We start from the raw sequence: 13,110 nt of genomic DNA on the forward strand, positions 1-13,110 counted from the left end.
CTGCGCCTGCTCACCGCCGTGCGCGCCGGCCCGCAGGGCGCGCGCGGGCTCAACGCACGCATCGAGCAATTGCTGGCCGAGACCGCCAGCGGCGCGCGCCGCCTCGGCGCCGCCGCGCCCTGGTTCCACGGCCGCCTGCTGCTGATCACCGAGAACAGCTACCGCCACGGCCTGTTCAACGGCGACGTCGGCATCTGCCTGAAGGACGCACAGGGCACCCTGGTCGCCTGGTTCGACGGCGCCGGCGACGGCCAGGTCCGCGGCTTCCACCCGGCGGCGCTGCCCGCGCACGAGAGCGCCTTCGCCATGACCGTGCACAAAGCGCAGGGCAGCGAATTCGACGAAGTGTGGATGCAACTGCCGGCCCGCGACGCCCGCGTGCTCAGCCGCGAACTGGTCTACACCGGTATCACCCGCGCCCGCCGCGCGCTGCACATCGCCGCCAGCGAACCGGTGCTGCGCGCCGCGCTCGCACGGCATGCGGCGCGGATCTCGGGGTTGGCGTGGCGGTTGGGTGGGACGGAGCGGCAGCCACCACCGCCTGCAGCCGATATCCTTCCCGCACCTTCCGGCACGCCGATCCAGGGCGCGCTGTTTTGACGAGCCGCATCAGGAGCCGGCATGCGTAACGACGACAAGGAAGCCCCGACCTCGGAATTGATCCTGTATCGCAGCGAGGATGCGCAGACGCGGATCCAGGTGCGGCTGGAAGGCGAGTCGGTGTGGTTGACGCAGCGGCAGATCGCAGAACTGTTTCAAGTCTCTGTCCCAACGATCAATGAACATCTGGGCAGCATTTTTTCCGAGGGTGAACTTGAACATGAACGAACTATTCGGAGATTCCGAATAGTTCAAGCCGAAGGCGAGCGCCAGGTGCGCCGCAACATCGATCACTACAACCTCGACGCCATCCTCGCCGTCGGCTACCGGGTCCGCTCCGCGCGCGGCACCCAGTTCCGCCAGTGGGCGACGGCGCGGCTGTCCGAGTACCTGGTCAAGGGTTTTGCGCTGGACGACGAACGGCTCAAGCGCGGGCCGGACGATGGCTATTTCGAAGAACTGCTGGGCCGCATCCGCGACATCCGCTCGTCGGAGAAGCTGTTCTGGCGCAAGGTGCTGGACATCTACGCCACCAGCGTGGATTACGACCCGTCGGCCGAGGCCAGCCAGCGCTTCTTCGCCACTGTGCAGAACAAGATGCACTGGGCGGCCCATGGCCACACCGCCGCCGAACTGCTCATGGAGCGCGCCGACGCCAGCAAGCCGCACAGCGGCATGACCAACTGGGTGGGCGCCGCGCCGCGCGCGTCCGATGCGGTCGTCGCCAAGAGCTACTTGAACGCGGAGGAGCTGGAGGCACTGAACCGCATCGTCACCGCCTACCTGGAGTTCGCCGAGTTGCAGGCCATGAACCGCAGGCCGATGACCATGGCCGCATGGATCGCCAAGCTGGACGACTTCCTGCGCCTGAGCGACCGCGACGTGCTGACCCATGCCGGCCGCATCGGCCGCGAGCAGGCGCTGGAATTTTCCAAGGCCGAGTTCGCTCGTTACAGACAGCGCACGTTGGAAGAACCGTCGCCGGTAGAGCGCGATTTCGAAGAGGCAACGCGCAAGCTGAAAGCGCTCGAGAGCGAGAAACGCCGGTCCACGCGGACCAAGCGGCCCACTGGCGAGTAGACGAGGCAGCGTCCCGGGAACGGCGAACTGCCGGCCCAATGCCACGCCCGCAGCGACCTTCCGATGCGGGCAGGCCAGGCGAGCCCGGGGTCCGGGCTCGACGTCGCGCGACTACTTGGCCGGAACCCGCTGGTACTCGTCGCTGCCGGTGTTGAGGTGCCCATCGGCCTCGTCGATGGCGAAGTTCACCGTCTCGCCGTCGTTGGTCACCTGCAGCACGCCGTCCTTGTAGATGGCCGGGTAGCTCTCGGTCTTGGGCTTGCGGGTGAAGAAGCGCGGGGTGGTGTTGCGCACCATGAACGACTCCCCGTTGCGCTCGATGTCGATCGTGTCGTCCTTCGACTCCACGTTGACCCAGTGGCCGACGAACTTCTCGCCCTCCACCCTTGCGCAGCCGGTCACCAGCATCGCCGCGGCCAGCGCAGCCCCCATCCACTTCGTCATATCCCCGCCTCCGGTGTTGGAATCGGGGCGAGGATGCGGTGGGTTGGATGTATGGGAGGTCAAGAATGGGGAGGAGTTCCCCATCGTGCGCAGGCTCGCGCCAATCCGCCGCCGCGTCGCGTTATTGGCGTGCTTTCAACACTTGAGCAGAGGGGGCCTTGCGCAGCGCCGTAACGGATTGCGTCGTATGACGGGTGCCGTTATGGTCGATGGATGAGGTCGCCATCGCCGATCCACCAATTCAGGCATCCCGTCATGGCCTCCTTGCGCAACATCCATCCTGGCGACGTGCTGCGCGACGAGTTCCTCGTCCCGCTGGGCATTAGTCAGAACGCACTTGCCCGCGTCACCGGCGTGCCGCCGCGCCGGATCAACGAAATCGTGCTGGGCAAGCGAGGCATCACCGCCGACACCGCCGTGCGCCTGGCTGCGGCGTTGGGCACGACCGAACGCTATTGGCTGAGTCTGCAGGCGGACTACGAACTGGAAGAGGTGCGTCGCTTGCTTGGTGACTTTCCGGAGCGGATCAAGCGGCTGGTACCAACGGGCCTTTCCGTCACCAACGTGGAGTCTGTCACCCTGGCGCGCGCCAATCTCTCCGAGCTGGCCGACCAGGCGAAGGCCGGCGCCGAGAAGATCATCACCAAGAACGGCGAGAGCTACGTCGCGCTGATCGACGCCGACCGGCTGGACTACTACCACCGGCTCGAGCGCGAGCGCATCCACCTGGTGCTCGACGATGCGAAGCGCGGCTTGGCCGACATCGCCGCCGGCCGTACGGTCGATGCCGATGCCGCCATCGGCCAACTGCAGCAGCGGCGCGCGGCGATCAAGACGCCCGACGGGGTGTGCCCAGGCAAGCGCGCGGTCAAGAAGCGGGGTTGACCATTGCATCGCGTCGAACTGACGGAGAGCTTCCTCGCGAGCCTCGACGCGATGTAAGCGCTCCTGCTGGACGCCGATGCCGCTGCGGCCTTCGACGACCTGCTCGCCGAATTGCGGACGACTGTGGTCCCTAACCTGCAGCGCTTCCCGCGCATCGGCCGGCCCTACCTGGACGCTCCGCCGCAATCGGCCGAGGCGCTCGCGCAACTGGCTGCACTGCCGACGGGAATGCCGGATGCGTTGCGCATCTACCTGCACGGCGACTAAGTGATGCTGTACACGGCGGCGGAGGCCTCCGCCGCCCTGTATCTGCTCTCCATTCGCCACCACCGGCAGCTTTCGTTCGATTTCGCTGGACTGGGGAGCCGCGGGTGAGGTTGCAAATAGCGAACTCCGACCCCAGTTTCCAGGTTCGGCCACGTTCCATCTATGGCTTTAGCCGCTAAGTAGTTACCCTTTGAGCCGGTTTTCCGCACCGTTACTTTCGTCCGCTTTGCTTTTGCTTACCTATTAAGCCATTGGCAACCCAGTGAAGCTAGTTTATCGGCAAATATTGAAAAGGATGGACTTTTTCTCAATTCTGACGCCCTGGATTGAGCTAGTAGTGTTGAGCCCGTAGTGGTTTTATGGTAGGTGCCTAGCGATTTTTTTATGAGATTTGCGCCGTTTTCACCGTCACAACATCGCGCACTCTGACCAACACAAGCGGGATCGCAGTGTATCCAATTTTCAATCATCCTATCCGGAATTCCAATTATTACAGGCTCGCTGACCTTCAACTTCACGAGTTCGTTTGCGATTTCCGTTGCGAATTTTTCATGGCTAAGTTTTCGGTCTTCAAGATCTGCTATTAATATAAAAGGAAAGCACCTTCCCTTAAGCAAGTCAATATGAGTTTTGGCCCTTTTTGCTATCGCGGCCGCTGAAACTGTATTCCCATTTAAGCCAAGAACTCTTATCGGGCGCCCGGGACAAATCAGTTGAATGGCAAGCTTCTCGGTTTGTCCGTCGACTAAAAAGGCAGGTTTAGTCATCTCTTGAAGTTCCTTTTAAGATATCTCGTCCGAACTGCCTTCAAGAGCGCCGCTCACATAATAAAATCCTAGGCCAAAGCCAGTCTTTTTGATCTCACGAAGCAACTGTTTGGAGTTTGTTACCCGTGTAGCTGTCGTCCTGCCGCTACGGAACTCGACTACAACTACTTCATCTGGCTTCGCTGAGTTTAGGAGAGTTTCACTATGGGTCGAGATAAAAACGAAATTGTCTGGGCCACATTCCTCCCGAAATATCCTGATTATCTCCATTTGAACAAGAGGGTGTAGATAGTTCTCAGGCTCCTCAATAGATATTAATTTGGATTTGGTGTATATGGCGGTTGCTAGCACGAGCCATTTGACAGTGCCGTCAGACATGGCGGAGATCGGAAGCTCCGATTTGGTTTCGTCGGCCATAACGACCGAACCTTTTAGTTTGTTATCGAATGGGTCATTTTGAATTCTGATGTCGTTTATAGATGAGTTCGCAAATTTTGTGGCATCCAATATTTTTGAAAACGAATTTTTAGGAAAATCGCTCTCAAAGTAGCGATATCTCGAAAAACGAATACCTAGTCGGCGAGTTTGGGGCGACTGTTCTGACTTGAACGCAGCACGAAGTGTTGAGTACAGACCTGAACCATCGGGCTGAATTCTAGCTGGCGCAGTGCTATCTTCGGCTTGCTTAGCTTTAGATGGAATTACATTCAACGACAGGCCGCCAGCGATATCAAAAAGAATGATCCACAAAGGACTTATAATTCGTGGAGTTAATTGAAGTAGAGAATGATCGGCGTCATGTAAGGATGCAAGAACTTTGTTTATTTCTGATTTGGGTATTGACACTTCAAACTTTTCGTTGATTTCACAGCTAATTTTTACTTTTCCGTCTGCGCCAAGCATCGCTGAAACATCGATTTCTGGAATGATGTTCGGTTCTTTAAGCTTAGCTTTTGTGCACCGCTCTACAACCAGTTCTTGCTTTGAATAAATTACGCTATCACGATCTGCGCTCAATTCAATTTCGACTTCAAATTTAAACTTGAAATATAGTCTTGCAGACGCTTTTGAATAACCATATATCGATATCTGGACACGATCTTCATAACCCGTGTCTCCTATCTTTCGAAAAATGGCGCCCGCCCCCCCGAGAGCACTGACCGCTTCTGTGAGTGGCAACTCTGCTAACTTTCCAATAAAATCCAGAAGGCTAATTATATTTGTTTTTCCTGACCCGTTTGGTCCGAGTAGGAGATTTATTCCAGGCTTTATATCCATGGAAAAGTTTGATAAAGATCTAAAGCCATTGCATGAAATTTTTGTGAGCATAAATTTACTGTCCGTATGGATGACCACATGTGATTGCTAAAAATACTTACGAAGCTAATGGCGGAGCCCACTTATCCGGTTCGTCGGCAATACGGGAACTTGCTGCAACCTAGGAAAGCATCACCAGTACGCCTGTTGATCCGCTGTACTAATGCGCTTCCGCACCGTCGGCACGTGCGCGATTGAGAGTCGGTGTCAATCGCCGAAACAAGCGCCGGCTCGATTCGCAACTTGAAAGATGTCTCAGCTGCGCAGCCGTTTTCAGCCACCTGGAGCACCTCTAGCAGACACTCGCCACTGATCAACTCGATCGGCTTGCCCCGCACAAACCGCTCCGCATCATTCGTATAGCTACCAACACAAACAATCTCCACCGCATCGGCTTGGTGATGCGCCAGCAACCCATACATCTCGCGCACGACGCTGACGCCGACCTGTTGCCGTTTCCACTGTTTGCATTGCACCAGCGTGCGGCGGCCGTCCTTGCGCAGGATCAGATCGATGCCGCCGTCGGCGCCGCCGAGGCCGGTTTCTTCTACCGCGTAGCCTTGGCGGCGGAAGGCTTCGCCGACCAGAAGTTCGAATTGGCGCCACCCGCCGGCGGCCAGGCTTTCGAGGGTGGTGCGGGTGTCCAGCAGGCGGCGGCGATGCCGCGCTTTGAGGAATGAGGCAAGCGCCGCCAGCCAGCAGAGCAGCAGCAGGATCCACGCCATCGGAGCGAATGCGCCTTCCGCTTGCTGGGCGATGGCCTGCGACAACGCGCCGTCGTGGCGGGAGAACCACCAGGGGATGCCGTCGCGCACGGCGAGGAAGCCGGCGATACCGGCCATGATTCCCACTGGCCACGGCAACGCCGCCAGCGCGTCGAATCCGGTTTTCCCCTGTCTGCGTCCCATGCGACCCCCGTCCGCGGATCGACCATAGACCTGTGTGCGGCAGATGTCTGTACTGTTAACTGTGTCGTCTACAAAACGAGACGAAATTCGCATTTAAGGCTGGGTGGTGGCGTCGCGATCGGTAGCCGGATCGCCTGTGCCGATCGGCGGAGCGACGTGTGCGGCAGCGTTCTCGGACGCGCCTGTCCGCCGCCCGTCGCCGCCTTCCGTGGCGCCGAGGCTTTCATGCTAGCTTCGCGCTGCCGAGGGTCCGGCGCAGCGTGGGGCAGGGAATGAGGAGAATACCCGGGTCAGAGTGCACTTCTCCTACGGTCAGCTTCAGGCATCGCCCGATGGGCCGGCCCCTTTGGACAAGGTCAGGCTGGTAAAAAAATGGACTCTGACCCCTGTTTCGGCCGCCTGTTTCGGCCGATCCCCTAGGCATTGGCCATCGTCTTGCTGATCGTCGCGCGCGTCCGCGGCTTCCAGTGGCACTACCTGAATCCATTCCACCAGCCCCTGTGGCGCGTGGCGCCGGTATTGCTGCTGGTGTGCTTCGTCGCGCTCACCTCGCGGGTGATCGAGATTCCCCTGGCGGCAGCCATGGGGTACTGGCTGCTGGATGCGGCGCGGCAGATGGTTCGGCAGCGCAGGCGAACCCGGTGAGTGCTGGATTCACACGGCATATGGGCAGTCAACGCTTGCCTTCTATCCGCTGTATATCAAGTCTGAGAGACTTTTGAAGTGCTTCGCTGCCGATCAAGCTGTCTAGATCTCTCGCGAAGCCAGCCTCGGCTTCTGCAGCTCGCAAACTCGGCAACGCTACCGTTGCCCGCTTTCCCATCGCGCCAAGAATCCGTGCCGCTCTGAACAGCTTTGGGTAGTCGCTCTTCAGCAGTTCCGCGATGTCCAATATCGCGCGCTCATCGATCTTGGTCGACAAATCGGTTTCGTTCATCTCATAAATTACTCCGAAGTAATAGTCCAGCCTATCGATGCACGACCTGTCTAAACTGCCAGTTTTCTCGCAAAAATCCGCAGAATCGGACAATAGGCGCGAGAAATCGGGACGGTCGCTTCTTTCGGAGGCGCCAGCGATCCCCGAAACGAGCAAGGCAAGCAGGGCGAGATGGACTTTCGTTGCCTTCATGGCTAGCTCAAGAAAAAGTGTAGTGGGCATGCTAGCGTTTTCATCCCCAGAGCGGGCTGGCCGAGGGAGCCGGGCATGCGGGCCGATCCGATACGCGAGGGTGTCGAACTGCGCCGACGCAGGACTGCAACGCGCGTGGCGTGGGCATTTTTGTGGCTGGCGCTGGCCGCGGTTTCGGCCGAGTTCGTCCGCCATGTGTACTTGAAGTATGCGGCGCTAGATTCACCTGCATACGCCATGTTCCTGACACGCCGCGGCTGGCTGTGGTGCCATCTCAGTGGCGGGGCGGTCGGCCTGCTGCTGGGGGCGCTGCAGTTCGCGACGCAGCGGTGGCGGCGTTGGCCGCGGCTGCATCGTTGGGTGGGGCGGGTGTATTTCGCCGGGATGGTGGTGGCGATGGTCGGGGTGGTCGGGCTGATCGCGACCTCGCCGGCGCCGCCGTCGATCCGGGTGGCGTTCGCGGCCACGGCGTTGGCGTGGTTGGTGACCGGGTCGGTCGGACTGGTGGCGATCCGGCGCGGGCACGTGCTGCGGCACCAGCGCTGGATGGTGCGGGCCTATCTGGCGACGCTGGCGCCGGTGGTGTTCCGCGTGGCGTTGCCGTCGGCGATCGGCCTTGGCCTGACGCCGTCGCCGGGCTTGATCGCGCTGCTGCTGTGGGCGAGTTGGGTGGTGCCGTTGTCGGTGTATGGCGTCGGGCGCGTGATCGCCGATGCGCGGGGTCGACGCAAGCACCTGGCGATGCTGCCGCGAGGCGCCGGCCTCGGCGCGGGGTGATGGCCGGGCGTATGGGGTCGTGTGCCGGCCGGTGATTGCCGCTGCCGGTACCGCCGGCCGATCTGTCGTCATTCCCTCCTGGGTCGGGTGTGCCAGCGCACGCGCTGTCGCGCAGCTGCGCACAATGCGCGGTCATCGTCGGCCCAGCATCGGCGTCCGCATCGCGCAGCACTCCGGATCGCACAGAAAAACACTGCCACGCCTGCGCCCAGGCGTGGCAGCCAGCGGGACGGACGATCGCAGGCGCCGGGGGAGGAGTGCGCCTGCGTTGTCGCCCGCCGCGACCTCAGCGGAGCTTGTCGAACAGTTGCTGGCGCACGGCGATGGTGCAGGCGTCTTCGGTGAACAGGTGTTCCAGCGCGCTGTTGTCGCTGGGCTTGCCGGTGCCCAGGTCGAGCACGGTCGCCTGGTTGCTGCCGCGGGCCTTGAACGCGGCGACGGCGGTGGTGGCATTCTTCAGCGGCACGGTGGCGTCGTTGTCCGAGCCGCACAGCAGGGTCGGGGTGCGCGGCGCCCAGTCGAGCAGGTCGTTGCGCTCCAGGTCGCGCAGGAACGGGTCGTTGGCGTTGCTGGCGAAGTCCTTGTAGAAGCCGGGCTGGAAGTACTGGCGGATCTTGTCCACGCCCGGCAGGGTGTCGCCGAGCACTAGGTCGGTCAGGCTCTGGTTGCCGGGGAACAGCTTCTCCACTTTCTTGGCCCACGGATCCTGGAACACCTGCGACGGGTCGAGATAGAGGTTCTTGTAGGTGTGCTGCATGCCGACGATGGCGTAGCTGGCCAGGACGATGCCGAAGGTGTTCTCGCCCACCGCGTTGCGGCCGCTCCAGCTGTCGCGGAAGGTCTGGCTGAGCGCGTACGGGCCGGAGATCGGCGCGCTGGCGACCAGGTTGAACTCGTTGGACAGGTGCGCTTCGATCTCGCGCTGGGTGGCCATGGCGGCATGCCCGCCCTGCGAGAAGCCGGTCAGCATCACCTTGCCCGACAGCGGGGTGTTGAGCCGTTGCAGCACCTGGCGCGCGGCGCGCATCGCATCGATGGTGGCGCTGGCCTCGGACGCGGCGTGCAGGTAGGGGTGGAACGCGTAGGTGGACTGGCCGATGCCGAGGTAGTCGCTGCTCACCACCACGTAGCCCTGGGTGGCGAGGTGGGTGACCATGGTGTCGTCGCCCTTGTCGTCGCGGATCTCCTTGGCCTGCTCGGCGCGGCGCTGCGACTCGGTGCCCTGGCTGTAGCTCACCAGCGGGAACGGACCGGGGCACTGGCTGCCGCCCGGCACCAGCAGCGCCGCCGACGCCGTGGTGGGTTCGCCCTCGACGCCGATGGTGGCGTAGGTGAACTCGGCCACGCGCACGTCGCACTTGGCCTGGTCGGGGGATTGGTCGTTGGCCAGCAGCGTGGCGATCGCCTGACGGGTGTAGCTGGTCAGGACATTGCTCTTGAGCACGGTGCCGCGCGCCGGTGCCGCCGTGGCGGCGATGGGCAACAACGCGCCCGCGATGCCGATGAGGGAAAGTGCGCGCAGCGCCAGCCGATTCCGCTGTGTGGCCATGGAAACATCCTCGTGTCGAATCCCGGTCGCCCGGGGGGTGGGGGAGGGCGCAAACGCTACTATGTCGTCCGCATTATTTTTGCGACACGACGAGATAATATTTAGCTGCGGTATTGATTCGCATCGCACCTGACGGAATTTCACGACACATCGCATTGGAAAATGCAGAGATCCATCGATGCTGCGGCGTGCGCTGCGCCACAGTGGCGACGAGGAAAGGATGAAAGATCCGCATGGTTTCGCGCGAATCCAGCCGGATTCCGCTTTTTCGGCTGGCTGCGTGCACGTCACAGGAATTTGTCTACGCTTCTGAAGCGGACTTTTCAGAAGTCAACAATCTTGATTTCAAGATAATCGTAGGGTGGCAAGAGATAATCGCGCCCGATGATCCGAATATTGTCCGCCTCCACGAAACGCGTGGGCGGCGCAAGGACAGGAGCAGGACATCATCGACGTCGTGCGCGTCACGGCGTGTCTTGTCTGTCGCCGTGCGCGGTCGCGATGGAATTCGCACCGCGGCATAAAAAAGCCGGCGGACCTTGCGGGCCGCCGGCTGCGATCGATCTTGCCGACCCGTGCGCGGGCCAGCGGAACGGGGTCAGCGCACCTGGTACAGCACGGTGGCGCCGGGCTTGGGTTCGAACGCGGGCACCGTTTGCTGCTTCAGCGCGGTGCCCTTGGCGTCCCATACCAGGGTTTCGGACGGGTATTCGTCCTTGCGGGTCATCGCGTCGATCTGCTTGACGATCACGCTCGCGCCGGCGGGAACCTCTGGGTTCCAGGCGAACACGCCGAGCCTGCCGTAGAACACGGCCGGGGCGGTGGCGTCCAGGCGCCGATCGGGGCACATCACCAGGCCGCGGTCGAGCATCACCCGCAGCGCGCCTACCGGCACGGCCTTCACCGCCGGGGATGTGCGCTCGGTGCTGTGACCGGGGCAGACGTTGGCCGAGCGGGTCAGCATGTCCTCGACCACCTGCCGGTCGGACTGGGCCAGCGCGGGCAGGGCGACGGCGGCGAGGGCGAGCGTTGCGAGAGGGAATTTCCAGGGCATGTCGAGACTCCTTCAATGGAGGAAAGACGCCGGGTTTTGCGGGACCTGCAAAGCGGGGGACAGGCGGCCGCGGCGGCGCGGGCCGACTCTAGCAACGGGGCGGGCGGCGAATGCAAAGCGGGCGTGAGGGCGCCGGGTGGGCAGCCGCTTCTGGCGTCGAGTGCTGCGCCGCGTTCGCTCCGCGTTGCCGCAGGGTCGCGGATGGAACCGCTCCGACCGTAGCGGCGTCGCTCGCTGTGTTGTCCAGCGCGCCGCCAGCGCGGAAAGCGGGCAATCGCGTGGGAAGGGATTCAGTCCGATCGCAATGGAACCCCGCATGTGCCGATGGCTCCACTCGTCGCGGCTGAAGCCGCTCCCACAGGTGCGGCGCCCGCCTCGTCGGAGGATCACGCTGGGAGGGACTTCAGTCCCGACTGCAGGGATGTCGGATCGGCCGACGGCTTCGCTGGTCGAGGTTGAAGCCGTTCCGCAGGGATGAAGCCTGCGTCTCCAACGAATGCTGACCACCGTGCTGAAGGCCGGCCGCTCCTTGTGGGGGGGACTTCAGTCCCGACTGCAGCAAGGGTGGACGCACCGATCGCCCGCTCACAGCAACTCAGCGATACGGCCCCGGCCCGCGCCAGACCAGCTCGCCCTGGTGGTAGACCTGCAGCATGGTGATGACCTGGCGGGCGTCGCCGATGCTCTTCAGCTCCGGCGAGTCCGGCGGCAACGCGCGGCACTTGCCGGAGCCGCGGGTCAGGGCGATCTCCAGCGGGCAGACCATGCGGTACTCGGTGCCGGGCAGCAGGATGAACATCTCTTTCATGCCCTGCTGCTGCCAGGTGCGCAGCTGGCTCTCGCTGCCCAGGTCGTAATAGACCAGGTAGCCGCCGACCTCCAGGCTGGGCTGGGCCGCGTCCATGTCGTGGCGGTTGCCGCGGCTGCCTGGGCCGGCGGCCAGACCGCTGTTGTCCGGGGCGGTTTCGGTGTCGAGCGCGCCGGGCGGGCGCCCGGTCCAGGTCTGCGGACGGCGCTCGGTCGGCGGCGGCGGATTGCTGTCGGCGGTCTGCGCCGGACTCGGCGCCGGGGCGGGCGCGGGCGTGTCCGCCGCTTTCGGCGTGTCGACGCGATCGGGCGGCGGCACCGGGTCGTCGGACTGCGCAACCAGGGTGGATTGCACGGTGGTGGTGGCGCGTGTGCGCTTGGGCGCGGCGGACGCCGGCGGCGGGCTGGGCTTGGGCGGCAGCGGCTTCGCCGGCTTGTCGCTGTCGCCGAGGAAGTCCACGCGGATCCGGCTGCCGCCGGCCGCGCCCTGCGGCGTGGACATGGTGGGCTTGGCCGCATACAGCAGGGCGAGCGCCATCAGCACGTGCAGCAGCGCGCTGAGCAGCCAGGCGATCCAGCGCTGCCAGCGTTCGCTGCGGGTCTCGGCGGCGACGGGCGCGCGGTGCGACGCGCGGCTCATGCCGTCGCGGCGGCGTCGGGGAGGCCAGCCTTCATGAGGTTCCGGGGAGGGGGCGAACGTGGGAGGCCGCCATCGTACCGCTTGCGCCGGCAACGGCCATGGCAGCCGGTGCGATGGCCGGCACCGGCCGACACCTGGCGTTCACGCGCTGGGTTGCCGGCCGACCACCGCCGCCGGCCGGCGGGATGAACCGAAGCGGCACGGCCGCCGCCGCGGCCGTCGATCAGACGTAGGCGCCGACCTTGAACACTTCCACCGCCTGGGTGAGCTGCGCCGACTGCTCCTCCAGCGAGCGCGCCGCGGTGCTGGCTTCTTCCACCAGCGCGACGTTCTGCTGGGTGGTCTCGTCCATGCGCGCGATGGTCTGGTTGACCTGGGCGATGCCGTTGGCCTGCTCGTGCGAGGCGGCGGAGATCTGGCCCATGAGGTCGGTGACGTGCTGCACGCTGGCCACCACCTGGTCCATGGTGGCGCCGGCCTGGTGCACCAGCGTGGCGCCGTGGGCGACGCGCTGCACCGAGTCGTCGATCAGGGTCTTGATCTCCTTGGCGGCGCCGGCCGAACGATGCGCGAGCGTGCCGACCTCCGCGGCCACCACCGCGAAGCCCTTGCCCTGTTCGCCGGCGCGCGCGGCTTCCACCGCGGCGTTGAGGGCGAGGATGTTGGTCTGGAAGGCGATGCCGTCGATCACCGCGATGATGTCGGCGATGCGCCTGGAGGCCGCCTGGATGCCGTCCATGGTCTCCACCACCTGGCCCACTACGTCGCGGCCTTCGCTGGCCACGCCGGCCGCGCCCAGCGCCAGCTGGTTGGCGCGCTGGGCGTGCTCGGCGTTCTGCTTCACCGTGGAGGTCAGTTCCTCCATCGAGGCGGCGGTCTCTTCCAG

Annotated in this window: 16 protein-coding genes and 1 pseudogene; 7 read left to right on the top strand and 10 right to left on the bottom strand. The window is 63.3% G+C overall.

Annotation, left to right across the window (positions count from 1 at the left end; translation table 11 throughout):
- Together D588_RS23900 and D588_RS23905 are read left to right on the top strand one after the other, a co-directional pair.
- A partial coding sequence (locus D588_RS23900) for an ATP-binding domain-containing protein (protein ID WP_043083294.1) occupies positions 1–600 on the top strand: 600 nt, incomplete at its 5' end.
- Between the two features lie 99 nt (positions 601–699).
- A complete protein-coding gene (locus D588_RS23905) occupies positions 700–1,680 on the top strand; it encodes a virulence RhuM family protein (protein WP_232764211.1) in 981 nt (326 codons plus the stop codon).
- Positions 1,681–1,791: 111 nt separating this feature from the next.
- Here D588_RS23905 and D588_RS0103470 read toward each other — a convergent pair whose 3' ends face one another.
- Entirely contained in the window at positions 1,792–2,124 is a 333-nt protein-coding gene (locus tag D588_RS0103470) for a hypothetical protein (protein WP_010341478.1), read from the bottom strand.
- Positions 2,125–2,379: 255 nt separating this feature from the next.
- Here D588_RS0103470 and D588_RS26985 point away from each other — a divergent pair.
- From D588_RS26985 to D588_RS28130, 3 genes and pseudogenes are all read left to right on the top strand, one after another.
- A pseudogene (locus tag D588_RS26985) lies at positions 2,380–2,661 on the top strand (HigA family addiction module antitoxin); the annotation flags it as partial.
- Between the two features lie 27 nt (positions 2,662–2,688).
- The gene (locus D588_RS0103480; protein ID WP_026143333.1) at positions 2,689–3,009 is read left to right on the top strand and encodes a type II toxin-antitoxin system Phd/YefM family antitoxin; all 321 of its coding nucleotides are present in this window, start codon (positions 2,689–2,691) and stop codon (positions 3,007–3,009) included.
- A 111-nt stretch (positions 3,010–3,120) separates the two neighbouring features.
- A complete protein-coding gene (locus D588_RS28130; RefSeq protein ID WP_232764212.1) occupies positions 3,121–3,276 on the top strand; it encodes a hypothetical protein in 156 nt (51 codons plus the stop codon).
- A gap of 236 nt (positions 3,277–3,512) precedes the next feature.
- Here D588_RS28130 and D588_RS27575 read toward each other — a convergent pair whose 3' ends face one another.
- The 3 genes from D588_RS27575 to D588_RS0103495 form a co-directional block, all read right to left on the bottom strand.
- Positions 3,513–4,043, bottom strand: coding sequence for a hypothetical protein (locus tag D588_RS27575; RefSeq protein WP_157836407.1), 531 nt, complete (start codon positions 4,041–4,043; stop codon positions 3,513–3,515).
- Positions 4,044–4,058: 15 nt separating this feature from the next.
- Positions 4,059–5,372 (bottom strand): ATP-binding protein, encoded by a 1,314-nt coding sequence (locus tag D588_RS26355; RefSeq protein ID WP_081613469.1) that lies wholly within the window; start codon positions 5,370–5,372, stop codon positions 4,059–4,061.
- Positions 5,373–5,443: 71 nt separating this feature from the next.
- A complete protein-coding gene (locus tag D588_RS0103495) occupies positions 5,444–6,268 on the bottom strand; it encodes a restriction endonuclease (RefSeq protein ID WP_026143331.1) in 825 nt (274 codons plus the stop codon).
- 423 nt (positions 6,269–6,691) lie between these two features.
- Between D588_RS0103495 and D588_RS0103500 the strand changes: the two genes are divergently transcribed.
- Positions 6,692–6,913 (top strand): hypothetical protein, encoded by a 222-nt coding sequence (locus tag D588_RS0103500; protein ID WP_017914991.1) that lies wholly within the window; start codon positions 6,692–6,694, stop codon positions 6,911–6,913.
- 28 nt (positions 6,914–6,941) lie between these two features.
- Here the strand turns inward: D588_RS0103500 and D588_RS0103505 are convergent, their stop codons facing one another.
- On the bottom strand, positions 6,942–7,397 hold the full coding sequence (locus tag D588_RS0103505; RefSeq protein ID WP_017914992.1) for a hypothetical protein: 456 nt from the start codon (positions 7,395–7,397) through the stop codon (positions 6,942–6,944).
- A 75-nt stretch (positions 7,398–7,472) separates the two neighbouring features.
- On the opposite strand from D588_RS0103505, the gene D588_RS0103510 reads away from it, so the two are divergent.
- The gene (locus tag D588_RS0103510; RefSeq protein ID WP_081613470.1) at positions 7,473–8,174 is read left to right on the top strand and encodes a DUF2306 domain-containing protein; all 702 of its coding nucleotides are present in this window, start codon (positions 7,473–7,475) and stop codon (positions 8,172–8,174) included.
- A 286-nt stretch (positions 8,175–8,460) separates the two neighbouring features.
- Here D588_RS0103510 and D588_RS0103515 read toward each other — a convergent pair whose 3' ends face one another.
- The 5 genes from D588_RS0103515 to D588_RS0103530 form a co-directional block, all read right to left on the bottom strand.
- Positions 8,461–9,723, bottom strand: a complete 1,263-nt coding sequence (locus D588_RS0103515) for a lipase family protein (RefSeq protein WP_017914994.1) — start codon at positions 9,721–9,723, stop codon at positions 8,461–8,463.
- A gap of 73 nt (positions 9,724–9,796) precedes the next feature.
- On the bottom strand, positions 9,797–10,009 hold the full coding sequence (locus tag D588_RS27580) for a hypothetical protein (protein ID WP_157836408.1): 213 nt from the start codon (positions 10,007–10,009) through the stop codon (positions 9,797–9,799).
- Positions 10,010–10,321: 312 nt separating this feature from the next.
- Positions 10,322–10,777 carry a hypothetical protein gene (locus D588_RS0103520; protein ID WP_017914995.1) on the bottom strand — a complete coding sequence of 152 codons (456 nt, stop codon included), beginning with the start codon at positions 10,775–10,777 and terminating at the stop codon, positions 10,322–10,324.
- 595 nt (positions 10,778–11,372) lie between these two features.
- On the bottom strand, positions 11,373–12,224 hold the full coding sequence (locus D588_RS0103525; RefSeq protein ID WP_017914996.1) for a hypothetical protein: 852 nt from the start codon (positions 12,222–12,224) through the stop codon (positions 11,373–11,375).
- 223 nt (positions 12,225–12,447) lie between these two features.
- A partial coding sequence (locus D588_RS0103530) for a methyl-accepting chemotaxis protein (protein WP_017914997.1) occupies positions 12,448–13,110 on the bottom strand: 663 nt, incomplete at its 5' end.

It is taken from the genome of Xanthomonas sp. SHU 308 (assembly GCF_000364645.1).
Lineage (GTDB): Bacteria > Pseudomonadota > Gammaproteobacteria > Xanthomonadales > Xanthomonadaceae > Xanthomonas_A > Xanthomonas_A sontii.